The sequence below is a fragment of the Actinomadura sp. NPDC048955 genome (assembly GCF_040649435.1).
GTDB lineage: Bacteria > Actinomycetota > Actinomycetes > Streptosporangiales > Streptosporangiaceae > Spirillospora > Spirillospora luteofluorescens.
On record NZ_JBEZJI010000038.1, the window covers coordinates 37,534 to 61,097 of the forward strand.

General features: G+C 73.0%; 15 protein-coding genes. 8 read left to right on the top strand and 7 right to left on the bottom strand.

Annotated elements, in window-relative coordinates:
* Positions 1 to 1,365: 1,365 nt before the first annotated feature.
* Positions 1,366 to 1,794 carry a hypothetical protein gene (locus AB0C84_RS29790; protein WP_361072957.1) on the top strand — a complete coding sequence of 143 codons (429 nt, stop codon included), beginning with the start codon at positions 1,366 to 1,368 and terminating at the stop codon, positions 1,792 to 1,794.
* Between the two features lie 38 nt (positions 1,795 to 1,832).
* On the opposite strand, the gene AB0C84_RS29795 is transcribed toward AB0C84_RS29790, so the two are convergent.
* Positions 1,833 to 3,359: an AMP-binding protein gene (locus tag AB0C84_RS29795; RefSeq protein ID WP_361072959.1), complete on the bottom strand. Its 1,527-nt coding sequence runs from the start codon at positions 3,357 to 3,359 to the stop codon at positions 1,833 to 1,835.
* A 55-nt stretch (positions 3,360 to 3,414) separates the two neighbouring features.
* Entirely contained in the window at positions 3,415 to 4,251 is an 837-nt protein-coding gene (locus AB0C84_RS29800; RefSeq protein ID WP_307809873.1) for an SAM-dependent methyltransferase, read from the bottom strand.
* A gap of 312 nt (positions 4,252 to 4,563) precedes the next feature.
* Between AB0C84_RS29800 and AB0C84_RS29805 the strand changes: the two genes are divergently transcribed.
* A complete protein-coding gene (locus AB0C84_RS29805; protein ID WP_361072962.1) occupies positions 4,564 to 5,385 on the top strand; it encodes an SAM-dependent methyltransferase in 822 nt (273 codons plus the stop codon).
* Positions 5,386 to 5,393: 8 nt separating this feature from the next.
* Here AB0C84_RS29805 and AB0C84_RS29810 read toward each other — a convergent pair whose 3' ends face one another.
* A complete protein-coding gene (locus AB0C84_RS29810; protein WP_361072965.1) occupies positions 5,394 to 8,885 on the bottom strand; it encodes an alpha-N-acetylglucosaminidase TIM-barrel domain-containing protein in 3,492 nt (1,163 codons plus the stop codon).
* Positions 8,886 to 9,035: 150 nt separating this feature from the next.
* Here AB0C84_RS29810 and AB0C84_RS29815 point away from each other — a divergent pair, with 150 nt between their 5' ends.
* Positions 9,036 to 10,214 carry an ROK family transcriptional regulator gene (locus AB0C84_RS29815; protein WP_361072968.1) on the top strand — a complete coding sequence of 393 codons (1,179 nt, stop codon included), beginning with the start codon at positions 9,036 to 9,038 and terminating at the stop codon, positions 10,212 to 10,214.
* Between the two features lie 15 nt (positions 10,215 to 10,229).
* On the opposite strand, the gene AB0C84_RS29820 is transcribed toward AB0C84_RS29815, so the two are convergent.
* Positions 10,230 to 12,038, bottom strand: a complete 1,809-nt coding sequence (locus AB0C84_RS29820) for an FAD-dependent oxidoreductase (protein ID WP_361072971.1) — start codon at positions 12,036 to 12,038, stop codon at positions 10,230 to 10,232.
* Between the two features lie 64 nt (positions 12,039 to 12,102).
* Positions 12,103 to 13,185, bottom strand: coding sequence for a hypothetical protein (locus AB0C84_RS29825; protein ID WP_361072973.1), 1,083 nt, complete (start codon positions 13,183 to 13,185; stop codon positions 12,103 to 12,105).
* 146 nt (positions 13,186 to 13,331) lie between these two features.
* Between AB0C84_RS29825 and AB0C84_RS29830 the strand changes: the two genes are divergently transcribed.
* The 3 genes from AB0C84_RS29830 to AB0C84_RS29840 all read left to right on the top strand — a co-directional run bounded on the left by AB0C84_RS29830 (position 13,332) and on the right by AB0C84_RS29840 (position 17,550).
* Positions 13,332 to 13,994 (top strand): TetR/AcrR family transcriptional regulator, encoded by a 663-nt coding sequence (locus AB0C84_RS29830; protein WP_361072976.1) that lies wholly within the window; start codon positions 13,332 to 13,334, stop codon positions 13,992 to 13,994.
* Positions 13,995 to 14,311: 317 nt separating this feature from the next.
* Positions 14,312 to 16,174: an FAD-dependent oxidoreductase gene (locus AB0C84_RS29835; RefSeq protein ID WP_361072979.1), complete on the top strand. Its 1,863-nt coding sequence runs from the start codon at positions 14,312 to 14,314 to the stop codon at positions 16,172 to 16,174.
* Positions 16,175 to 16,359: 185 nt separating this feature from the next.
* Complete coding sequence (locus tag AB0C84_RS29840) at positions 16,360 to 17,550, top strand: putative PEP-binding protein (protein ID WP_361072982.1); 1,191 nt, start codon at positions 16,360 to 16,362, stop codon at positions 17,548 to 17,550.
* 4 nt (positions 17,551 to 17,554) lie between these two features.
* On the opposite strand, the gene AB0C84_RS29845 is transcribed toward AB0C84_RS29840, so the two are convergent.
* Positions 17,555 to 17,893 (bottom strand): VOC family protein, encoded by a 339-nt coding sequence (locus AB0C84_RS29845; protein ID WP_361072984.1) that lies wholly within the window; start codon positions 17,891 to 17,893, stop codon positions 17,555 to 17,557.
* A gap of 181 nt (positions 17,894 to 18,074) precedes the next feature.
* Here AB0C84_RS29845 and AB0C84_RS29850 point away from each other — a divergent pair, with 181 nt between their 5' ends.
* Positions 18,075 to 19,307, top strand: a complete 1,233-nt coding sequence (locus AB0C84_RS29850; RefSeq protein WP_361072987.1) for an acetyl-CoA hydrolase/transferase C-terminal domain-containing protein — start codon at positions 18,075 to 18,077, stop codon at positions 19,305 to 19,307.
* Between the two features lie 288 nt (positions 19,308 to 19,595).
* Positions 19,596 to 20,837 carry an oxygenase MpaB family protein gene (locus tag AB0C84_RS29855; RefSeq protein ID WP_258944262.1) on the top strand — a complete coding sequence of 414 codons (1,242 nt, stop codon included), beginning with the start codon at positions 19,596 to 19,598 and terminating at the stop codon, positions 20,835 to 20,837.
* A 64-nt stretch (positions 20,838 to 20,901) separates the two neighbouring features.
* Here the strand turns inward: AB0C84_RS29855 and AB0C84_RS29860 are convergent, their stop codons facing one another.
* A complete protein-coding gene (locus AB0C84_RS29860; protein ID WP_361072991.1) occupies positions 20,902 to 23,499 on the bottom strand; it encodes a DUF4132 domain-containing protein in 2,598 nt (865 codons plus the stop codon).
* Between the last annotated feature and the right edge of the window lie 65 nt (positions 23,500 to 23,564).

Sequence of the window (23,564 nt, forward strand, 5' to 3'; positions counted from 1 at the left end):
CCCGTCCGTGCCCCCAGCCGGCCCGGGCGGACGGAGGCACCCCTTCCCCCGGCCTGGCGCGCGGTCCATATGACGAAGGGAATCAGCGCGCCGGCCGGCACCGCGCCGACCGCGATGCCGCACGGCGAAAGACGTGCCGCACATCCACTGAGTGGACTTGACCGGATGCCGTCCCGTTTCTTACCCGGCGAGTCGTCCCGCCCCCGTGCGGGCGGCGGTGTCACCACGGTCCCGAAGACTCCGCTCAATCACCTACCTCTGAGTTCGCACCGGTTTCGCACCCGCGGATCATTCGTCTTTCGAGGTTCGCCGCCTACCAGGCGGGCGGTCGCGAACGCAAGTGCGTGAAGCGGCACGGGCCCATACCTCAATGCGCGACGCTTCATTCGTCGCGCATTCATTCCACGGGAGGCCCATCCTCCCGCGGCCGGTTAATACTCATCGACCCTGGCACCAATACTTGCCGCGCAAGTTTCACAACCGAAATGGGAATGACCGTAATGCGCCATTCCGAAACCTGAGAATGACCGCTTGTGGCCGATCGCCTTACAATCCGCGCGGCCTCGCGTTCCCTGGTTCTTGGCGCTGCCGGAAGCCGGTCGCACGAGCGGAGGAGGCGTTCCATTGTGGATCTGCCCGAGCCCCGGTCCGACTCCAGTGATCCTCAACGCGCCGCCACCCGACGGAGAATTGTCCGGTTGCACCGGATTGCACAGAACGGAGGGAAACGAGATGGAGTCGGTTCGGCAAACAGGCGTTCACCGCCAAAGCAGTCGGAGGTACGCGGAACCCCGCGGTTGCGGGGCGGCGGAGACGGGAAACTCGGGCGACCCGAAAGCGAAGTGTTTTCTAACGGCGCCGAGAGCTTTCCATCTGTTGGGCTCCCCGCTCTTCCAAAAGTCGACCCGGTCACGGGAAGATTGGGGACGGTAACGGAGAGCAACCACACCAACGGAAGCTTGAACTGATCATGGACACGCCCGTCAACCCCGCTGACCAGGCGTTAGCCCGACTCCGCGAGGACTTCCAAGGCCACCGAATCTGGCGCGCCACGCGCTACGACGGAAGGCTCGGCGACTGGGTCGCCACCCTGCACGACCCAAAGGCCGGCATTGACCCGACCGTTATATGCAGCACGGCAGAAGGGCTCCGCAAGGCGCTCACCAACGAGCTCAGCCGCGCGGCCTGCCGTCCGAGACCCGACCCCCGTAAGTGGGTGCGCCGGTAATGGGGTGGATCGAACCGAAGAATCTGCACGCCGAAGTCTCGACTTCCTCCATTACAAGCCATCTTGACCGGCTTGCACGGGAAGTCGTCCGGGATGGCTGGAAGGCCGAACCGCGCTACGACGGGCCCCTCCCGCTCGTGCGCGTCTTCGACCCGGCCGTCCCGGGGTTCGGGGAGAGCGTCACGCTCGCCCCCGGATCGACGTCCGACGTCTGGTGGTACCGGTCGAGCACCGGGGAGGACCTGGCTCCGCACACCGACCCGGCCCGCGCCGCCGGGCGGATCACCCGGATCCTCACCCCCTACGTGGCGGCCGCGCTCGCCGCCCGGGCGCGCCGTCCGGCGGGGGACGGCGTCGCGCTTCCGATCGCGCCGCCCGATCCCGGCATGCCCCACACCGAGACGATCGCCTACCTTCATGCCCGCTTCGGTGTCCTGTGCTGGTGGGGCACCCATACCAAGGAATGGTGGGCCCTCATCCCCTGCGCCGCGCAGTGGAGGCTCGTCAACGCGCCCGCTTCGGAGACCCTCGCCCAGGCCATCCTCGACGTCCACGCGCACAGCTAGCCCGGCGCCGGGGAGGCCGCTCCTCCCCGGCGCCGGGCTCAGTTCGCGGCGGCGGCGTCGCGGTCCCTGAGGACGGCCTTGTGGATCTTGCCGACGGGGGTCAGCGGGACGTCCGGGGTGATGACGAACTGGCGGGGGACCTTGTAGTCGGCCAGGCGGTCGCGGCAGTAGGCGGTCAGTTCGGCGGCGGTGGGCGGCTCGGCGCCCGGCCGCGGAACGACGTAGAAGCGGCCGACCTCGCCGAGGACCGCGTCGGGGACGCCGATCCCGGCGGCCATCGCGACCTTCGGATGGGCGGTCAGGACGTTCTCGATCTCGACCGGGTAGACGTTGAAGCCGCCCTGGATGTACATCTCCTTCTTCCGCCCGCGCAGGACCAGGTGCCCGTCGGGCTCCAGCGCGACCATGTCCCCGGTGGCGAGCCAGCCGTCCGGCAGGAAGACCTCGGCGGTCTCGTCCGGCATGTCCCAGTAGCCGGCGGCGACGCAGGCGCCGCGGATCTGGAGCTCGCCGGTCTCGCCCGGCGGCAGCACGGCGCCGTCGGGCGCGGTCACGCGCGCCTCGAAGTCGCCGATGATCGCGCCGAGGGTCCGGGAGACCGTCTCGGGGTCGTCGTCCATCGGGGACAGGACGCAGGCGCCCGAGGATTCGGACAGGCCGTAGAGGCCGTAGAGGGGAGCCTCGGGGAAGCCGCGGCGGATCGCGGCGGCGAGCGCGGGCTCCACGTTGGACCCGCCCGCCATGCACAGCCGGACGGACGAGACGTCGCGCTCGGCGAAGTCGGGGCGGCCCAGCATCAGCACGTACATCGTGGGGACGGCGCCGAGGAACGTCACCCGGTGGCGTTCGACGGCGCGCAGCGCGGCGTCCGGGGAGAACGCGGGCAGCAGCGCGACCGAGCCGCCGCTGACCAGGGCGGCCATGATGGTGCAGGTGATGCCGCCGACGTGGTTGAACGGCAGGTGGCCGAGCAGGACGTCCTCGCCGGACATCCCGAAATGGTCGGCCTGGGCCCGGGCCGAGGCCAGGATGCCGCGGTGCGTGATGACGGCGCCCTTGGGACGTCCCGTGGTGCCGGACGTGTAGAGGATCATCAGCGGGTCGTCCGCGTCGACCGCGTCGCGGACCTCGGTGAGGGACGGCGGCGCCGGAGCGGAGGCGAGGGCGTCGAAGCCCGCGCCGAAGTGCACGGCGGGGATGCCGGACGCCGCGAAGTACGCGGCGAAGTCGAACTCGGGCACGGCGTCGACGCTGACCACGAGCCGGGCGCCGCTCTGCCCCAGCATGTACGACAGCTCCCGCTCCCGGTAGCGGACGTTGAGCGGGACGACCACGGCGCCGATCCGGGCGGCGCCGAAGAACACCGCGAGCCACTGCGAGGTGTTGGGGCCGAGCAGGCCGATGCGGTCGCCCGGCCCGACGCCGCGGGCCAGCAGGCCCGCCGCGACCCGGTCCGCCAGCTCGTCGAACGCGCTGTACGTGATGGTGTCGTCGCCGTCGAAGAGGAACGCCTCGTCCCGCGTCGCCGCGGCCTCGAGCGCACCTCCGACCGTCACTGCCCGCATGTCGCCTTCCCTCGTCCCGGTGGCATTCGTCAGGGAGCGGTCGTGCACGCACACCTCAGAGCTTGCGGCCGACTCCGGCGTAGAACCAGATCGGCAGGGCCTCCTCGAGGGCGACCGGGCGCTCGGGCCGCCACAGCGGCGCCCAAACCAGGCCCGGGTCGACCAGTGCGAAGTCGCCGAACAGGCCCGTCACCTGGTCCAGGCTGCGCGGCGTGCCGGGCGCGTTGGTCCTCTTGTAGACCTCCACGACCTTCGCCACGATGTCGGGCACTCCGTCGGCGGAGGCGTGGGTGATCGCCATGTGGCTGCCGGGGGCGAGCGCGTCGCGCAGCTCGGCCATGATGCCGGGCGGGTCGTCCGCGTCCGGGATGAAGTGCAGGGTGGCGATCGTCAGCAGCGCGACCGGCTTCGCGAAGTCCAGCAGCCGGGTGATCTCAGGGTGCTCCAGGATCTCGCGGGGGCGGCGGATGTCGGCCTGGACCATCCGGGTGCCGGGCGAGTCCGCGAGGATCGCCCGTCCGTGCGCGACGACCTGGCCGTCGTAGTCGACGTAGGCGACGCGGGCGGCGGGGTTCACCGACTGGGCGATCTGGTGGACGTTCTGCTGGGTGGGCAGCCCGGTGCCGATGTCGAGGAACTGGTCGATGCCCTGCTCGGCCATGTACCGGACGGCGCGGCCCATGAAGGCCCGGTTCTCCTTGATCAGGGTGATCAGGGTGGGGTCGGCGGACTTGGCCTCCTCGGCGCGGAGGCGGTCGGCCTCGTAGTGGTCCTTGCCGCCGAGGTAGTAGTCGTACATGCGAGCGATGTTCGGCACGCTCGGGTCGAATCCGCCTGGCCGAAGCCGCTCGCCTGCCACCGTGCCTCCCTGCCGGCCGCCCATGCTGATCATCTTCACATCACACTGTACGGTCTGCGCCGGCGCGGCAGGACCGGTCCACGAGAACGACCGATCACGATTCGGTCCGGCGTGCGCGCCCCGCCCGCCAGGTGGGGCGAGGGGCAGGACGAGCAGCGAGACGCGGCCGCCGATCGCGCGGGGCCTGGAGGCGCTCCGCGCGGCGGCGCGGTGCTGACGATCGGCTCGCCCGGGCGGGCGCCGGCCCCGGGTATGTCGGGCGTACCGGAAAGTAGCGTGTCATACTGGGCGATTCCTAGCGGGGGCCGCGCGTCACCGCTCGGGTGTCAGCTGAAGGGAGAAGCCATGCCCTCCCCCGCGGGGCACGAGCCGCTGACCTTCGATCCGTCGGCGCCCAACGAGAGCCGGATGCACGACTACCTGCTCGGGGGCAAGGACAACTACGCCGCGGATCGGCAGGCGGCGCTCCAGGCGATCGAGCTGGCGCCGGAACTGCCGGTCCTGGCGCGCGAGGGGCGCAAGTTCCTGGACCGCGTCGTCCGGTTCCTCGCCGCCGCCGGGATCCGCCAGTTCCTCGACATCGGGACCGGCCTGCCCACCCAGGGAAGCGTGCACCAGATCGCTCAGGCGGTCGCGCCGGACTGCCGGGTCGTCTACGTCGACAACGATCCGGTGGTGCGCGTCCACGCGCAGGCGCTGCTGGGAGGGGACCCCCGCACCACGGTCGTCGAGGCCGACATGCGGGACGCCGAAGGGATCGCGCACCATCCCAACCTGCGCCGCCTGATCGACCTCGACCAGCCGACGGCGCTGCTGTTCTTCCACGTGCTCTACACCATTCCCGACGACGAGGAAGCGGCGCGGAGCGTCCGGCGGCTGGGCGAGCTGATGGCGCCGGGCAGCCACATCGCGATCTCGCATCCGGTCAGCGACCTGTGCCCGGAGGTCACCGCCAGGCTCGCCTTCCTCTACCAGCAGGAGACCCACGCGATCCGCGGCACGCCGCGCTCGAACGTCCGGACCATGGCCGAGGTGGAGAAGCTCTTCTCCGGCTGGGACCTGATCGAGCCCGGCGTCGTCTACCTCCCCCTGTGGCGTCCCGAGCACGAGACCATCGAGTCGTCCAGGCCGATCTGGAGCGTCGGGGGCGTCGGGCGCAAGCCCTGAGAGCACCCTCACCCGACCGGAGTGCCGTAGACGCTCACCTCCGTGAGGTGAAAGGTGAGGTTGGCGGTGTTGCCGGACCCGACCACCCGGATGTAGCGGGCCCTGGCCTCGGTCGTCATGGTGTCGCCCGCGTCGGCGGCGGGGCGGGGCCCGTTGCGCCCGCCGAGGGTGAACCAGTGCTCGCCGTCGAGGCTGCCCTCCAGCCGGTAGGTGTAGTAGCGGGTCCCGTCGACGTAGTTGCGGACGTTGACGCGCGAGACGTCGTTGACGGCGCCGAGGTCGACCCGCCACCAGTTCTCGCCGTAGGTCATCTGGCCGCCCCAGTAGGGCGAGTTGGCGCGGCTGCCGTCGTTGGCGGCCTCCGGCGGCCGTCCGGGCTCGGAGGACATCGCCGTCACCGGCTTGCGGAGGCTCTGCAGCGGGTCGCCCGACCCGTCCCGGGACGTGCCGGGCGAGGCGGCGATGCCGCCGTCGAACCGCGCGATCGCCTCCTGACCGGTGTGGGCGTTCACCGCGCTGATGAACATGCCGACGTCCTGGGCGCCCGCCGCGCCGGGAACGGTGCCGGAGCCGACCACGGCCCAGTTCTCGCCGTCGGAGCCGCACGCCCCCGTCATCCGGTCGCCGTCCCTGCTCAGCCGCACGCGGACCTCGCCGGCAGTGAATCCGCCGACCTCGGTGTAGTGGTCGAGGCGGCCGTCGCCGTCGGCGTCGTAGGAGAAGACGCACCCGTGCGCGGGCGTCACGGCGATGGAGGCGTACCCGGCGGACCCGGTGCGGGAGAGGTCGTCGCTCGCGACCAGTCCGGCCCGCGTCCAGTCGGACGACCCGTCCAGCATGCTCACCTTCGTGGAGACCGCGTGCCCCGGGGTCAGCCCGTCGTCCTTGTAGACGGTCGCGAACTCGTTCGTGTCGCCCCATATGTCCTTGCCGCCCGCGGCGATGCCGACCGTGTCGCCTGACCGCGCGAACTCGGCGGCGGTCGAGGCGAAGTTCTTGTAGGGCGCCCCCACCGTGCCGCCGCCGACCATGAGGAGGGAGTGCGCGCTCGCCTGCTCGGAGTCGCCTCCGGCGGTGCGCCAGGAGACCGTGGCGTCCAGGCTCGGCAGGGCGCCCGGTTTCACGTCGGCGGGCGCGGTCACCGTCCAGGTCGCGGTGGCGGTCCTGCCGGGGGCGACGTCGCCGGCGGGGCCGGACTCCGCCGCGACCTTGTAGCCCGCGGGCGCGTCCAGCCTGACGCGCACCTGCCGGGCCTCGCTGAGCGCCGACTCGTTGGTGAACGTCGCGGTGACGCGGACGGCGCCGCCCGGCTCAACGCCCTTGCGGCCGGTGGTGAGGGCCAGTGCGCCCGCCGGTTCCTCGGCCACCCGCCGCGCCAGCCGGTGGGCGTCGCCGTGCGGCTCGGCCGCGTAGCGGGTGCCGGCGCGCGCCCAGCGCTCGGCGAAGGCGCGCCAGTCGATCCGCTTCGGCTCCGCGCCGGTCCTCATGGCGCTGCCGAGCTCGTCGAAGAACAGCTTCCAGCGCTCGGCGTAGTAGCCGCCGACCAGCCCGTTGAACTCGCGGCGCGCGTAGTCCTGGAGGCCGGGGCTGCCGCTCTCCCACAGCGTGACCAGCGACTTGAGGTTGTAGTCGAGGGTCGCCGCCTCCCTGGGGTCCGCCGCCTGCCGGGACGCCTCGCGCTGCCAGGTGCCGAGGAGGAAGTTCGGGTCGGTCCCGAGGACGTCGTCCATGAGGCGGATCTCGCTCGTCCACCGGCCGGTGAGGCGCGCGAAGGCGGCGCGGTCGCCGTCCCGGTAGGCGGCGCGGATCTTCGGCAGGAGCAGCCTGCCGCGGTTCGCCAGGACCTGCCTGGCGACGTCCACGAGGTCGTAGCGGTACGCGCCGGAGCGCCGCAGCCGCGGATCGACGTCGAGTAGTTCGCGCAGGGCCTTCTCGAACTCGCCCGGGTCGTACTGCAGCGGCGTCCCGGTGGTGGTGAGGCTCGGCTGGTCGTCGAACAGGCCGGTCACGTGCCGGGTGTCCTTGCCCGCGGGCCACGCGTAGGCGGTCCGGCCGATGATCCGCCAGGCCGCGCGGGCGTGCGGGTCGGCGTCCCCGTAGCGGGCGGTGGCGTACTCGTCGAACCAGGCCTCCATGTCGACCGGGCCGTCCCGCCACGGCATGTCGGCGAAGAACGCCACCGCCGCGGGGTTGTTGTCGATGGCCTCGGGCATCAGCGCGATGCCGTTCATGGCCGTGCCCTGCCTGGCGCGCCAGGCGTGGAACTTCTCGTTCCACACGGTGAGGCCGGCGCCGAAGTTCTGGTGGCCGCCGAAGTTCCAGATCGTGCCGAACGCGTACTGCGTGCCGAGGAAGTCCTTGTCGCGGTCGGTGACGTCGGGCTGCTCGGTGATGCCGTCCACGATGAACATGCGCGAGCGGTCGACCGCCTGGAGGGTCTCCTTGCGGGGGTTGTTCTGCCAGCCGAGGATCACCCAGGTCGCGCCGGGATGCGCCGCTTCGAGCGCGTCCTGCACGGCCCGGGAGGCCTCGGGCACCGGCACGGACCCGGCCCGCCCGCCCTCGTGGAGCAGGTCCATCTTGTACATCGTGCTCGCCCCGTACAGCTGGGTCTGCGCCTTGTAGAACGCCGCCGCGACCTTGCCGAACTCGGGCCCGGTCGGGTCGAGCCAGTCGGGGCGCTCCAGGCCGTTCCAGGTGCCCTGCGGCACGGTGCCGGCTCCGGGATTGCGGGTCTCGAAGTCGGTCGGGACGGTGCCGTAGTAGCCGGGCAGCACCGGCGTCATGCCCAGCTCGCGCAGCCGGTCGACCATGCGCCGGGCGAGCGCCGCGCGCCGGTCGACGAGCTGCTGGGAGACCGGCGAGTCGGTGCAGCACATGTTCTGCAGCAGCCACCACGCCTGGTGGCCCGGCTGCGGGATCCAGGCGCGCATGTCCGCGGCGCTGTAGCCGAACTGCTGGAACGTCCGCTGGTAGACCGCGTCCTGCCCCTCGTACACCAGGACCTCGTTGATGCCGAGCAGCGCGAGCGCGTCGATGCGGCGCTCCCATTCCTCCCAGCTCAGATACGCGCCGGCGTATCCCTCGTTGGTGTCGTTGAGCGCGAACCGGTGCGCGACCGAGGAGTCCGCCTCGATCGGCGCGGACGGCAGCGGCAGCCGCGCGGGCAGGTCGAGCTGCGTCCCGCCGATCGCGACGTTCGCGTGCGCGACCTCCCGCAGGTAGCGGCCGAACCCGGCGAGCTGGACGGCCGGGGACGTGCCGGCGACGACCAGGTGCCCGCGCTCGGCGGAGACCCGGAAGCGGTCGGGGCCGGTGCCCTTGGGGATCGTCCGCAGCTCGACCTGGCCGGCCCCGCCCCGGCCGAGGAGCCGCTCCAGCGCGCGGGCGGCGGGTCCGGTGGCGCGGGCCGCCGGTTCCGCGTCGCGCGCCGCGGCGGGGGCCACCGCGGTCAGCGAGACCGCCAGCAGCGCGACCAGCAGGACGGCGGCCGACCGCAAGCGGCCACCGGTTTCGGTTCGTCGGCCCGGGACCATGGCGGACACCTCCACCGCGAGGTTTGTTAAGCTCGTTGAAAAACTGGAGCGGCCTTCATCATGAAGGCGCCGGGTCCCGCGGTCAAGGGGCCGTCCGCGATCTTCTGGAGGGGCATGGGAGAGGATCGCGCGGTCGGCACCCCGGTGCTGCGCCGCCTCAACACCGCCGCCGTCCTGCGGGCGGTGCGCGAGCGCGCGCCCGATCCGCTGCGCCTGGCCGAACTCGTCGAGCTGACCGGGCTCACCCGCCCCACCGTGGGGCAGGCGGTCGACGACCTGGTCGAGGCCGGCTGGCTCCAGCAGCACGACCCCGCCACCGCCTCCCGGCACGGCGGCCGCCCCGCCGTGCGCGTCTCGCTGCGGGGCCGCGCCGCGCCCGTGCTGGGGCTCGACGTCGGCCCCCACACGGTCAGCGCGGGGGTCGGCGACCTCGCCGGCCGGCGGCTGGCGTCCGTGCGGCGCCCGGTCGGGCGCAGCGAGGCCGGTCACCTCCTGCGCGCGGTCGACGAGGTGGTCGCGCGCGCCCTCCAGGAGGCGGATCTCGGCGCGGACGAGATCGCCGGCGTGGTGGTCGCCACGCCGGGCATCGTCGACCCCGGCGCCGGGCGCGTCCTGCTGGCGCCGAGCGTCCCGGGCTGGACGTCGGTGGACCTCTCCGGCCACCTGCGGGACCGCTTCCACTGCCCCGTCCTGGTCGAGAACGACGCCAACCTCGCCGCCCTGGCCGTCGCCGGGGAGCGCGGGACCCTGCTGGCCGTGCAGTGGGGCGAGCGCCTGGGCGCGGGCGTCGTGATCGACGGCCGGCTCCACCGGGGCTCGGGCGCCGCCGGGGAGATCGGCTTCATCCGCCCGCCCGGCCGCGTCCCGGAGACCGGCGACGGGCGTGGCCCGCTGGAGCGCACCATCGGGGCCGAGGCCATCGCCGCGCGGGCCCGCCGCGCGGCCCGCCGCCACCCCGAGTCCGCCCTGCGGGACGGCGAGCCCGACGCCGCCGCCGTCTTCGCCGCGGCCGCCGCGGGCGACGCCGTCGCCCGGCGGATCGTGGACGCCGTGGCCGCGACCTTCGCGCAGGCGATCGCCCCCGCCGTGCTGGTCCTCGACCCCGGCACCGTCGTGATCGGCGGCGGCGTCGCCCGTGCCGGGCCCGTCCTGCTCGGCGCCATCACCCGGCACCTGGCCGAGCTGACCCTCACCCCTCCGGCCGTGGAGTTCTCCGGTCTCGCCGAGGACACCGTCCTCACCGGCGCACTGCACCTGGCCCTCGACGAGGTCTGGCGCCGCCTCACCGTCTAGGACGGCCGAAGGTCATCAGGGAACCGTGTCGAAGAGATTGGGCAGGCCGGAGCGGTAGCGCTGGGCGTCGAGCCTCTTGAGGCCGTCCAGCTCGGGCGGCTGGTAGAGCCTCCACACCGGGACCCGTTCGGCGGGCGAGCCGGCCGCGTCCAGCAGCGCGTTGACGGCGGCGCGGCCGGACTCGTTCGCGCCCTCCATGGTGGCCAGGTCGACATTCGTCTGGACATAGTCCCCGGCCATGAACAGGTTCGGGATCCGCGTCCGGGCGCCCGGCCGGTTCGCCCAGCTTCCGACGGTGTTCACCATCAGCGGCTCGTCGTTGGCGTTGCTCCCGTCGGACGGCCTCCAGGTGATCGCGGGATCGAGGAACCAGGAGTGCACCAGGTCGTCGGGGAGCACGGAGCGGCCGGTGTCCTCGAGATGGTCCTTCATCTGCGCCCAGCACTCCTTGGCGATCTGCGCCCGCGTGCACTTCTTGGCGGGCTTGCCGTAGAGGATCCCGGGGGTGTCCCAGTCGGAGACGTCGAGGGACAGGCAGTCGGCGACCTGGCCGTCGCCGTAGTCGCGAGAGAAGTCGCGGTCCCAGAGCCTGCTCTGCAGGACCGCCGTGATCTGCCACGGCGAGTCCATGAAGTTGACCTCCTGGTCGAGTCCGCGCGGGCTGCGGCGCAGGAAGAACTGCAGCCCGTTCATCCACTCGGTGCGCAGGTTCCGCATCGTCGCGAGGCCGGGGTCGAGCGCGAGGACGTCAGGGGACAGCAGCGTCCGGGCGCGGTCCACCGGCACCGCGCAGACGAACCAGTCGGCGGCGGCGGAACGGCGGCGGCCCGCCGCGTCCACGAGCCGGACCGAGCGGACGCGCCCGCCGCCCGTCTCCAGCGCCTCGACGGCCTGGCCGACCTTGAAGCGGACGCCGCGGGCGCGCAGGTGGCGCACCCACGGGTCGATCCACGCCTCGTTGGTGGGGGCGTCGAGCATGCGGGCGAGGCCGCCGTCGGCGCCGAGCCCGAGCCCCGCCAGCAGGAACGCCTCCCCCATCGCGCCGACCGTCCGGGTGCTGGCGACCTCCTCTTTCACCGCCACGAGCCCGCGCGTCAGGAACCGCGCCACGATCGCCCGGTAGTCGCCGGACCTGCCCTCGGCGCGCACGAACTCCCACCACGGGACGTGCTCCCACTCGCCGAGGCGCCGCTCGGCGCTGCTGGTCAGGTAGACGAGGTAGCGGTCGACGAACAGCGCCAGCTCGGAGGCGGGGATGGCCGCCGCCTGCTGGACGAGACCGGTCAGGGTCTCCTTCAGGACGTCCAGGTCCAGGCCGCCGCCGGACGCCGGCAGCTGCGGGACGATGATGTCCGAGCGTCCGGCGTTGCGGGAGATCCGCGTCGAGCTGAGCGCGATCAGGTTGTCGTGGACGCCGGCGGAGTTGCCGGGGAACGGGATGCGGCGCATCGTGTCCGGCACGTGGCGGTAGAAGCCGGGGAAGAACCGGAAGCCGTGCTCGCCCGGCAGGTCGCGCCGCCCGCCGCTGCCCGTGCCCTCGACCGGGATGCTCCGCGCCTTGCCGCCGAGGGCCCTGCGTTCGAAGACGGTGACGGCGAACCCGCGTTCGACCAGCTCGTGGGCCGCGGCCAGCCCGGCCATGCCGCCGCCGAGCACGGCGACCGTCCGCCGGCTCCGTCCGGTCGCCGCGTGCGCGGCGGCGGGCAGCACGGTCGCCGCGCCGGCCGCGGCCGTGCCGTACAGGACGCGGCGCCGTGTGACGCCGCTCGGGCCGGGCGTCGCGCGGTGCGCGTGCGGACCGGCGTGCGCGTGTGGACTGGTCATGGTCGCCGTCTCCTCGGGCTGGGTGAGCGTGCGGGCGGGCGCAGGACGGGCACGGCCGGCGCGGTCAGGACTGCGGCAGCCGAGCACGCAGGGTGCGGATGTGCTCGATGAGCCCCAGCGAGCCGGGGACGGTGCGCCCGAGCGACTCGGGCAGCGCGAGGAGGCCGGAGTCCAGGACGAACGGGTCCACCACGTGGAAGCTCGTGCGGATGCCCGGCCGGGCGCCCTTCAGTCCCCCGGGGGTCGCGAGCAGCGAGGACGGGCAGCTCAGCGTGGTCGTCTCCGGGTAGGTGAACAGCCCTGACGTCCGCCAGCGCGACAGGCTGATCGTGGTCATGCACCCGTAGGTCTCGCGGCCGGTGACGCGGCCGACCACGCCCTGCCAGGTCCCGTCGCCCTTCACCACGCCGCCGAGCAGGGTGGCCGTCCCGTCGGGCTCGTGGGAGACGCCCCACTCCCAGCCGGAGTAGCGCTGGTCGACGACGCTGAACCGGCCCCAGTTGTGGTCGTGGTACCCGCGCCACCCGTCCACGCTGATGCGCGAGGACGCGCCGGGCGGGCGGAGCCAGCCGCGGACCCGGCTCGTCGCGACGGGCGCGCTCCAGTACATCGTCTGGTCGCCGTCGTAGCGGATCGGCCCGCCGGTGACGCCGGGGAGCGCGCGGTCGAACCAGATGTCGGCCTTGGCGAACGTGCCGTGCCAGCGCAGGTGGTAGGCGCCGCGCCCGCGGTCCCAGACCAGGCTCCCGGCGCTGCTCTCGACGGTGGGACCGTCCGCCGCGGTCACCCGCGCGGTCGGTTCCGGTAGCACGGTCTTGGCCCCCTCCTCCGGGTACCAGAAGATCACCGCGGTGGGGACGGGCGCGGTGAACAGCATCGCGATGAAGGTGCGGCGCGTCGCCGGATCCATCACGTGCGTGTACCACCACTCGGTCTCGGACCCGGGGTGCGGCCCGTCGTCGGACGGTTCGGCGAGCTTGCCGGGCACCTGGGTGAGGTCGGAGCGCTTGATGTCGGTGCGCGGGATCCAGGTGGCCGCGGGCGCCGGCTCCGGCGGGGCGGCCGCGGCCGGGCGGGCCGTGACGGGGACGAGCGCGCTGATCGCGAGCGCCAGGGCGGCGGCGCGGCGGACGGTGGAGCGGATCACGTTGAGCCTCCTCGGCTGAGCCCCCGTGACGTCCGGCCCCCGGCTGGTCGTGCGATGGAAACCGAGTCTGATTCGGTTCCCGGATCGTGTCAAGCATTGTGTCGGCACACTGTCCGATACGGGCCTCGGGGCGGTACGCTGCGCCCATGGCGACCACCACCCAGCCGCGCAGGAAGATCCGGGAGCGGCGCGACGACGTCCGGCGGCGGGTGCTGCGGACGGCGGCGGAGATGATGGCCGACGGCACGCCCTACACCGAGCTGCCCGTGCAACGCATCGCCGAGCGCGCGCAGGTGGCGCGCTCCACCCTCTACCTGCACTTCCCCGACAAGAGCCGCCTGCTCCTCGCGCTGGCCGACGAGGCGGTCGACGCGCTGTTCGGCGAGGCGGTCATCTGGTGGCGGGCCGACCACTCCGACGGGGTCGACGGCGTCGCCCGCGCCATGCGGCAGATGATCAGCGCGTACCGCGAGCACCGCCGCGTCCTGCACGCCCTGGCCGAGGTCGCCGGGTACGACCCGGAGGTCGCGGAGTTCTGGCGCGAGCGGATACGGCGGTTCGCCGCCGTCGTGCAGAACCGGCTGGAGCGGGAGCGGCGGGCCGGCACCGTCGACCCGGAGATGGACGTGCGGCCGACGGCCCAGGTGCTGATCTGGACCGTGGAGCGGACGATCTCGGCGCACTGCCACCACGACGAGGGCGCGGGAGACGAGCGGATCGCGCGCACCCTCGCCCGGACGATCTGGCTCACGGTCTACGGCACGACGCCCGTGCCGCCGCACGGTGACCGGCGCCCGGCAAACCGGTAGCGCCCGGGACGCCGGGCGGTCGCCGCTCCGGCGCGTCCCCGCCCACGTGACGCGGCTCCCGCACGCGTGGATCGCCTTCGCCCGCGCGAGCCATTCACTAATATTTCATATAGCGAATGGCCGTCGGGGCGGGCCTTTCCTCGGAGGCCGACTTTCCGGCGCGAACGCCGATGGATTGGCCTCGGTGCCGGGCGGCCGTCATGCGAATATGCGCCGCTCGCTCGTCTGGTGAACCGTTGAGCCCGGGCGATAATGCGCGCTACTCTCGACGGGAAGAGAATTCTCTGTGGCCGTTCGGTGCGGGCGGGGGTAGTGACGTGGGCTTTTCCAGGCCCCGAAGGGTCGTCATCGTCGGAGCGGGTTTAGCCGGAACCGCCACCGCCATCCGTCTCATGCAGTTCGCCCGCGAACCTTTACAGGTGGTCCTGATAGAGCGGCGGCCCGAATACCGCGCCGCGGGCGTGGCCTATCACCGCGCGGGCAACCACTGGCACCATGTCTTCAATATCCAGGCCGGCCGCATGTCGATGTTCCGGGAGGACGTCGACGATTTCGTGGACTGGGCCAACACCGAGGCCGACCGGACCGGCTGGCCCCCGCGATGGAGCGGCGTCACCTTCACCGAGTCCGGACCGGCGCCCCGCCGGCTCTACGCCGACTACCTCCGCACCCGCCTCGCCGACGCCGCCCGCGAGGCGTCGGACGGCGTCGAACTACTCGAGACCGACGGCGAGGCGGTCGACATCACGGTCGGCGACGGCAGCGTGGACGTCGTCGTGGAGAGGCGCTCGCCGCCGCGTTCCGGCGCCGGACCGGATCCGTCGACGATCGAGGCCGACCACGTCGTCCTCGCCACAGGGCTGGAGGAACGGGAGCTGCCGTTCGCGGCCGACGTCGCGGACCACCCCTGCTTCGTCCGGCACCCCTATTCCGAACAGGGGATGAAGCGGATCCTCGGCCTGCGCCCGGACGCCGAGGTCGCCATCATCGGCACCCTGCTGAGCGCGTACGACTCCGCCTCGCTCCTGCTGCGGCACGGCCACACCGGAAAGATCCACATGATCTCGCGGTCCGGGCTGACGCTGCGCACCTACCCCGCCGACCACCGCCACCACGTCCTCGAACTGCCCGCTCCGCGGCTGCGCGCGAACGGGTACGAGGGATGCGACGAGCTCGTCCGGCTCCTCAGGGACGAGTGGGAGCGGGCCCGCGACCTCGTCGCCCGGCGGCATCCCGGCGTGGCGCCCGCGGTCGTGAGCGAGCGCATCGCCAAGTCCTGGGAGCCCCACCTGCCCGAGGTCCTCGCCCGGGTCCCCTCGGCCGATCTCCGCGCGCTCCTCGACAGGTACGGCAGCCTGCTGGCCACGCTGCGCGTGAGCGCCGTCCCCGCCATCACCGAGCTCGTCGACGCGGCGATGGCCGAGGGCGGGCAGGTCGTCCTCACCACCGGCGCGGTCGGCCGGATCACCGCCACCGGGTCCGGAACCCTGCGGGTCGCGGTGTCCGGGCCGGCGCCGGGACGGACGGTCGAGGCCGACCTCGTGATCTCCAACTTCGGGCGGGAGACCGACTACGGGCGGGTCGGCTCGGCGCTCTGGCGCAACCTGCTGCGCGGGGGGCTCGCCGCGCGGCACCGGCGGACCGGGCGCGGCGTCGAGGTGGACGGCGACGGCTTCCTCCTCGGACCGGCCGGCGCGCGGACCGGCCCGATCACCGTGGTCGGCTGCCCCCGGGAGGGCGACGAGATCACCCGGTACGGCCGGATGGGCGCGTTCACGTTCAACCTCGCCGCGATCAAGAACCACTCGGTGGGGGTCGCCGCGACGGTGCTGCGCCACCTCGAATCCCGGTACGAGGAACCGACCGAAACCGCGTCCAAGGCCGTGAACCACAGCGGGGACGACGCGGTGCGCGCGGCGTTCACCCGCGCGGTCCGGCTCGACGTGCGCCGCATGGCCGCCCGGCGCCGCCGCGACCGCGAGGACCTGGCGGCGCGCTTCGCGAACGGCCTCGACGTCCTGCGCGACGCCGTGACCGCCGGTGGCGAGGCCCCCGTGCCGGACGGCGCGCTGCGCTCCGTCGTGAACGCCGCCGCCGCGGCGAGGCTCAACGACCTGTCGGTGACGCCGCGGGATCTCCGTTCACTGCTCGAACTCGACAGGCCACCGGAATCGGGTTAACCGAAAAGGCGCATCGGCATTCGAGGGGTGCGTTCCCTTGTCGACGGCTGCCACTCTCTAACCATGCTCCGCCCCGGGGCGGGCCTCACCGCGAATCGCTCTTCGCTTGCGGTCGGGCCCCCATCGCCAACCGGGGACCGGCGAGAGAGAGGACGTCCGTGAGCCCTCGCGAAGTACCAGGGGTCGTGCTCGTCGACTCACACCAGCGATCCGTCCAGGGAATCTGCAATCGCAGTGGGAGACCGGCCGGCGACGCCATTCTGGTCGTCGACGAACTCGGCCCCGAACTCTACGACGCCATCATCACCAGTTCCGCCGTGATCTGCGCGAAAGGCGGCCGGACCGGCCACATGCAGTCCCTCTGCCGCTCGCGTGGAATTCCCGTGCTGCGGGTCGCCCCGTCCGAACTGGACGCACTCGCCGGCGAGGCCACGGTCCTGCTCGACCGCGCGACGGTCGTCCTCGGCGAGGCCGCACCGGCGGAACCCGCCCCGCGCTGCCCGGCCGCCGTGTTCGGCGACATCGAGTCGATCTGCGTGGTCGTCGCCGACACCGCCGACATCCGGGCGACCAACGCCCTCGCGCCCCGCGTCGAGCACGCCGACTCCTTCTTCATCCGCGAGGAGTTCGTCTGCTTCTCCGCCGGCCTGAGCCCCATCGACTCGCTCCGGGCGGGAGCCCGCGAGGCCGAGCGCTACGGCGCCGCCGTGGCGTCGGAGCTGTGCCCGATGGTGCGCGAGCTCCTGCCCGGCCAGCGCCTGATCATGAGACTCCTCGACCTGCGCTCCGACGACGCCGCCAAGATCACCTCAGGGGACCACGTGCACGACGAGCCGAACCCCGAACTCGGCCGGCACGGCGCCCGATGGCTGCTGCGGGAGCACCGCTACCCGCACGCCTTCCGGGCGCTGCGCGCCCGGCTGCGGGACCGGCTGGGCGCGGACGCGGACCGGGTGCGCTTCGCCGTTCCGTTCATCAACGACCGGGACGAGTACGTGCGGCTGCGGCGGTTCCTCGGCCTCGGGCGGGAGACGCCGCTCGCCGTCTTCGTCGAGACGCCGGCCGCCGTGCACTCGGCGGCCGACTTCTGCGCCTCCGGGGCCGGCGAGCTGTTCGTCGGCACCAAGGACCTGATCCAGTTCTACCTCGCGGCCGACCGCGGCAACCACCTGGTCTCCTCGGTCTACCAGACGCGGCATCCGGCGGTCCTGGCCGCGCTGCGCCAGGCCGTCGGCTCCGGCCGCGCCGCCGGGACCCCGGTGCACGTGTTCGCGCTGGGCGCCGACCTGGACCACTACGTGCGGCACCTTCCGGTGCGCCGGCTCATGATGTGCGCCGCCGAGCTGCGGCACCTCGCCGGGCGGCAGGCGGCCTAGCGCGTCAGCCGGCGCCGCCGAAGGCGATCTCGTTGCCCTCCGGGTCGCGGAAGACCACCTTGGTCACGCCGTTGCCGTACTCCTCGCGTCCCGCCGGCGGGATCCCCCGCCGGGCGGCCCCCGCGACCCGGTCATCGAGATCGCCGACGAACGCGAGCACCAGGGCGTTCCCCGCCCGCTCCGGGTCCTGCACGATGTAGACGTACCGGTGCTCGGCCACCTCCCACACGGCCTCGATGTCGTTCGGCAGGAACGACGGCTCCGCGCCGAAGAACCGCTCGTACCAGGGCAGCGCCTCCGCATAGTCGGAGACGGGGATGCCGGCGAAGAGATCGAGTGACATGTCGTTTCCCCAAGCGTCGTGGACGGGTCACTGGTGATGACCGCGGCGGCGCCGCGAACTCATCGGTGCCCGGCGGCTGCCCCCTTCCGACCCCCTTCTCCGCCGTCCGGGCCGGTCGGGCAGACTGGCCACGCGGACCGCCCCGGCGTCCTGGCCGGAAGTCTCTCGGAAAGGGATCTCGATGCGCGTCGTCTCCCAGGAGGATCTGGCACGGGTGCTGGGCGGGCTGCCGGGACGGCCCCGGATCGTGGCCGGAGGCAACTTCGCCGCTCCCCGGCGGGCCTTGCAGATCCTGGACGCCGCGGTCGCCGAGTACCGCCTGTTCATGCTCAACGCCCAGACGGAGATGCCGGAACGCGAGGGCGTCGACCTGGAGACGCCCTTCGTCGGCGCCGGGATGCGCGGCCGCGCGAACCTGCGCTACTTCCCGTCGCGGCTGTCGCTCGTGCCGAACCTGCTGAAGGACTCGCTGCCGCCGGACGTGGTGATCGTGCAGACCTCCCCGCCGGTCGGCGGGACGGTCTCGCTCGGCATCGAGGTCAACATCCTGCCCGCGGCCATCGAGGCGGTCCGCGCGCGCGGCGGCCTGGTCGTCGCCCAGATCAACCCCCGGATGCCCTACACGTTCGGCGACGCCGTCCTGGCGACCGACGAGGTCGACCTGGCGATCGAGGACGACGAGCCGCTCGCCACGCCGGTCCCCCGGCCGCCCGGCGAGGTCGCCCACGAGATCGGCGAGCGGGTGGCCCGGCTCGTCCCGCGGGACGCCACCCTGCAGCTCGGCATCGGCGCCATACCGGACGCCGTGCTCTCCTCGCTCCTCGACCGGCGGGGGCTGCGCGTCTGGTCGGAGATGTTCAGCGACGGGGTGCTGGCGCTGGAGAAGGCGGGCGCGCTCGACACCGGGACCCCGATCACCGCGTCCTTCGCCTTCGGGAGCCCGGAGCTGTACGCCTGGGCCGACCGCAACGACCGGATCCGGATGCTGCGCACCGAGAAGACCAACGACCCGAGCCTCATCGCCCGCCGGCCCCGGATGGTCTCGGTGAACTCCGCGCTCCAGGTCGACCTGTTCGCCCAGGCCAACGCCAGCCGCGTCCGCGGGGCGATCTACTCCGGCTTCGGGGGGCAGACCGACTTCGTCGTCGGCGCGCTGCACTCCCCCGGCGGGCACGCCGTCATCGCCCTGCCGTCCTGGCATCCGCGCGCGGACGTCTCGACCGTCATCGCGCGCCTCGCCGGCCCGGTCACCTCGTTCCAGCACAGCTACATCGTCAGCGAGCGGGGCGCCGCCACCGTCTGGGGCAACGACGCCGCCTCCCAGGCCCAGCAGATCATCGACAACGTCGCCCACCCGTCCGCCCGCGACGAGCTTCGCGAGCAGGGCCGGGAGCTCGGCTTCCCGCTGCGCTGACCCGCAGGCCCCGGCCGAGCCTCCCTGAGGCCCCCGGGCGGCCTCCATGGGCCCCTGACCTTCGAAATGGCGCCGATCCTAGCGTTCGGCGGAGCGAAATCAATGCTCGATGCCGAAGGCGCGGCACGGCGCGCGATGCTCTGAGCGCACCGCGGGGCGTCACGACCGCGCGCGCGACTATTGGCACAGCGCCAATAAGGGTCTAGTGTTCCGGTCAGCTCAGGAAACCCGGGGGTGTCCGGCACCGCGATCGGCGGGGCGCCTCCGGCCCCCAGGAGGAGCGAAGGCATGGACAGACCCAGCAGACGCAACGTGTTGATGACCGGTGGGGCGCTCGGAGCGCTCGGCGCCCTCGGCGTCGCCTCGCCCGCGCAGGCGTCCTCGCGGTGGACGTGGTCGCCGGAGGGCTCGGTGGCGGGCGCGGGCAGGGGCGCCGACCCGCGGTGGGTGTGGGACCCGGAGGTCGACGCGCTGGTCGCCTCGCTGCTCGACCGGGGCGACGTGCCCAGGGTCAACGAGCTGCTGCGCACGTGGACCAAGAACGGCCAGCCGCTGCCGGACGGGCTGCCGGCGGATCTGCGCGACTTCATGGAACGCGCCCGCCGGCTGCCGGCGTGGGCCGACCGGAGCAAGCTGGCCACCGCGTTCGAGTTCAACGAGAAGCGGGGCCTCTACCTCGGCGTCACCTACGGCTTCGCCAGCGGGATGATGAGCACGGCCATCCCCAAGGAGGCGCGCGCGGTCTACTACTCCAAGGGCGGCGCGGACATGAGGGACCGCATCACCAAGACCGCCAAGCTCGGCTACGACATCGGCTCCGAGAAGGCGTTCGAGCCCGACGGCGAGATGATCGTGACCTGCGTCAAGACGCGGCTGGTGCACGCCGCGGTGCGGCACCTGCTACCGAAGTCCCCGTACTGGACCAAGGCGGCCGACGAGAAGATCCCGATCAGCCAGGCGGACATGATGGTCACCTGGCACAGCCTGCCCACGACCGTCATGCGGAACCTGGTCGGCTGGAAGGTCCCGATCCCGGCCGCCGAGTCCGAGGCGTTCCTGCTGTCCTGGCAGCTCGCCGGGCACATGCTCGGCATCCAGGACGAGTACATCCCGAAGTCGTGGGACGAGGCGAACTCCCAGGCCGACCAGGTGCTGACGCCGGTGCTCGCGCCGACCCCCGAGGGCGTCAAGCTGGCCGACATCCTGCTGAACCTCGGCTCCACGATCGACGGCGGGATCCTCACCAAGCCGATCCTCGGCTCGCTCACGCGCTTCATGCTCGGCGATGAGATCGCCGGATGGCTGAAGATCCCCCGGGACCCGCTGTGGGACCCGCTCATCCGGACCCTCTGGCCGCCCTTCGTCGCGGTCCGCGAGGGCCTCCTCGACCTCACTAAGGCGCCGAAGGAACTGCGGCAGCTCTACTGGGCCTTCGACGAGATCCTCCGCCAGGGCGCCCTCCTCTACCTGTCCGGATTCAAGACGCCGATCAGCATCGAGATCCCGCAGGCCAACAACCCGCATTACTGATCCGGCGGGCCCCGGCCCCCGCGGACTGCGGCACGGCGGTCACGCACCGGACGGTCCCGGCCGGTCAGGTCGCGCTTCTGACGAGGTCGTGGACGGCCTCGCTCATCGTGACCGGGTCGACCCGGCCGAGCGGCACCGTGTCCTTCGGCTCGCGGGCCGGGGCCGGGCCCGCCCACAACGCTTTGATCTCCTGGTCCTCGCCCTCCCCGTACATGTAGTGGGCCAGGCCGGGGCTCAGTTCGGCCACGACGTACAGGCCGGCCGGGTCGCGGCGGGCGAGCCACCCGCCCGCGAACCCGCCGTCCGCGTCCACGGACTCCCAGCGCCCCTGCGAGTGGCCCTTGGCCTTGCCGTAGGGCAGCACGAGCCCCTCCACCCGGTCGAGCCGGTGCGCGGCGCGCTCGTCCTCGGTGAGCCGGTGGACGGGCCGTCCGAGCTGCTCGAACGGCTGGAGGATCTCGTAGTCGGCGAAGATCTCGGCCCAGGCGCGCAGGTCGTCGCCCAGCAGGACCGGATGGGCGATGCCGATGCGGGCGCCGGGCGCGGGGGTGAACGGGTCGTCGGCGACGTCGGCGTAGTCGCGGCCCTCGTCGACGCGGAACGCCGTGCCCGCATCGGTCGTCCACACCAGCCGGCGGACGATGTGGCCGAGCAGCGGGTGGTCGACGAACAGGGTCTGGAAGTCGTCCGGCGTCCAGGTCCGGCGGGTGGTCATGGCCAGCTCCAGGCGCCTGATCTCCTGGTCGGCGATCGTCCGCAGGTCCTTCCTGAGGCCGGTGAACAGGGCGTGCGCGGCCGGGGCGAGGGCCGGGTCGTCCTTCGGGCCGGGTTTGGGCGCGCTCTTGCGCACCTTGCCGTTCGCCTCCACGACCAGCGGGACGAGTTGCTCGTCGAAGGTCACCGTGAACCGCCGCGGGCCGTAGTCGAGGACGAGCGTGCCCCGCTCGTCCAGCCCGAAGTCGGGGACGGCCCGGTCGGCGAGGGCGTCGCGCGTCAGGCCGCGCGCCGCGGCGATCTCGTCGATCGTGCGGGCGGCCCTGGCCTTGAGCCCCTTGAACCTGCCGCGGCGGGTCAGCTCGAACAGGTGGGTGAGGGCCACGTCGGAGCCGATCGCGGCCAGGACGTCCAGCGCGGCCGCGGCCCGGGCGGTGAGGCCCTGGCCCGGCCAGAGCCTGATCAGCGGGCTGAGCCGCCGCACCGTCGTGTCGTCGCCGATCAGGCCGAGCTGGGCCAGCGCCCAGTTGTGCCGGGTCGGCGCGCCGAGCGCCTGCCAGCGCTCGAACACCGCCCAGGAGAACTCGGCCAGCGAGTGCCGGTCGCAGAACGCGCGGACCTCCGCGGCCTCCGGCGCCTTCCGCGCGAGCAGGCCGAGCAGGCGCCGGGTCGCGCTCGCGGGCAGCGCCCGGTCGCGGCCGCGCGTGAGGATCCGCGGAAGCAGCGCCGGGTCGGCCCAGTCGGTCTTCGCGCCGCGGGCGGGCTTGCCGGCGAGCACGCCGGGCAGGTCGGCGCTGTCCGGGACGGCCGGGCGCGGCAGCAGCGCCTCGACGCTCTCCTGAGGTACCGCCTCGGCCAAGTCGGGCCGGGCGTACAGCAGCCCGCGCACCGTTCCGGCCGCTTGCAGCCCCCGGACCGTGACGCCGACCAGCGGGGCCAGCGCCCGGAGCGCGTGTTCGGGGTGCCGTTCCGCCGCCTCCTGCAGGGCTGCGGGCACCCCCTGCTCGCCCATGTGGTCGAGCAGGAGCGGGAAGACCGCCTCGTCGGCGATCCTCACGAGCGCCCGCAACACGATCGGGCGCGCCTCATCGCGGTCGCGGACGTTCCGGAGCGCGATGTCGAGCAGTGGCAGCGCGTCCGTGCCCAGGCCGTCGAGCAGCGTTCCCATCACGGCGGGAGTGACCGGTATCCAGCTCAGCCCTCCGATCTGCGCCGCGCTGGACAGGGAGCAGACCCGGAACTCGAAGTTCGTGGATCCGGAGGATCTGTCGGGAGAACCGTCCAGCCAGGCCGTCTCGGTCGGGACGAGGTAGGCCGCCACGCGCTGCCTCCAGGCGTCGCCGCGATGCCGTGAGAGGCATGCGACGGCGTCGTCGTACTCGTCGACGGGCGCTGCGGCGAGCAGCGTGCGGAGCTTCTTCACCACCGCGTCCTGGGCGACCCACTCGCCGACCGGGAAGTGGTCGCGGTGGGTGGAGCGCCGGATCTCGCCGCGCCATCCCCGGGACCGTTCGCCGCCCATGTACGCGACGAGCCGGACGACGCCGCCGGACATCGGCGTCGGGGGTGGCGGCACGGGGCCGGGCTCGATCGAGAACGCCTCGGTCACCGCGCAGGCGGCGAAGGCGAGCCCGTGGTCCAGCGCCCACGCGTCCAGGAAGGCCGGACCGTCGACGCCGTCGAGGTACTTCACGGCGACGGCGGCCGCGGCGGCGGCGCCCGCCGGGTCGGGCTCCCCGTCCAGCCACGCCCGCAGGGCCCGGCCGAGCTCCGGGTCGGTGCGCTCGTGCTCCCCCATCTCCTCGGCGATCGGGCGGGCCGCGAGGTCCCATGCGCGAGCCCTCTCCGCCGCCCCCTCGTCGAGGGAGACCGGCGGACCGGGGATGCCGCCGCGCCTCGGATGGATGTGCTCGTGCCACTCGACCGGGATCTCCACCGTCTCGCTCATGGCACCGCAAACTAGCGGCGGCGTCCGACACCGGGGAGGGCGCTCGGCCACGGCCGGCGCGGGCT

Bases quoted from the DNA above. Each gene is read 5' to 3' on its own strand.
- AB0C84_RS29795 (WP_361072959.1), bottom strand. From the start codon at position 3,359: ATGCGGGCAGTGACGGTCGGAGGTGCGCTCGAGGCCGCGGCGACGCGG.
- AB0C84_RS29800 (WP_307809873.1), bottom strand. From the start codon at position 4,251: ATGATCAGCATGGGCGGCCGGCAGGGAGGCACGGTGGCAGGCGAGCGG.
- AB0C84_RS29805 (WP_361072962.1), top strand. From the start codon at position 4,564: ATGCCCTCCCCCGCGGGGCACGAGCCGCTGACCTTCGATCCGTCGGCG.
- AB0C84_RS29815 (WP_361072968.1), top strand. From the start codon at position 9,036: ATGGGAGAGGATCGCGCGGTCGGCACCCCGGTGCTGCGCCGCCTCAAC.
- AB0C84_RS29820 (WP_361072971.1), bottom strand. From the start codon at position 12,038: ATGACCAGTCCACACGCGCACGCCGGTCCGCACGCGCACCGCGCGACG.
- AB0C84_RS29830 (WP_361072976.1), top strand. From the start codon at position 13,332: ATGGCGACCACCACCCAGCCGCGCAGGAAGATCCGGGAGCGGCGCGAC.
- AB0C84_RS29845 (WP_361072984.1), bottom strand. From the start codon at position 17,893: ATGTCACTCGATCTCTTCGCCGGCATCCCCGTCTCCGACTATGCGGAG.
- AB0C84_RS29850 (WP_361072987.1), top strand. From the start codon at position 18,075: ATGCGCGTCGTCTCCCAGGAGGATCTGGCACGGGTGCTGGGCGGGCTG.
- AB0C84_RS29855 (WP_258944262.1), top strand. From the start codon at position 19,596: ATGGACAGACCCAGCAGACGCAACGTGTTGATGACCGGTGGGGCGCTC.
- AB0C84_RS29860 (WP_361072991.1), bottom strand. From the start codon at position 23,499: ATGAGCGAGACGGTGGAGATCCCGGTCGAGTGGCACGAGCACATCCAT.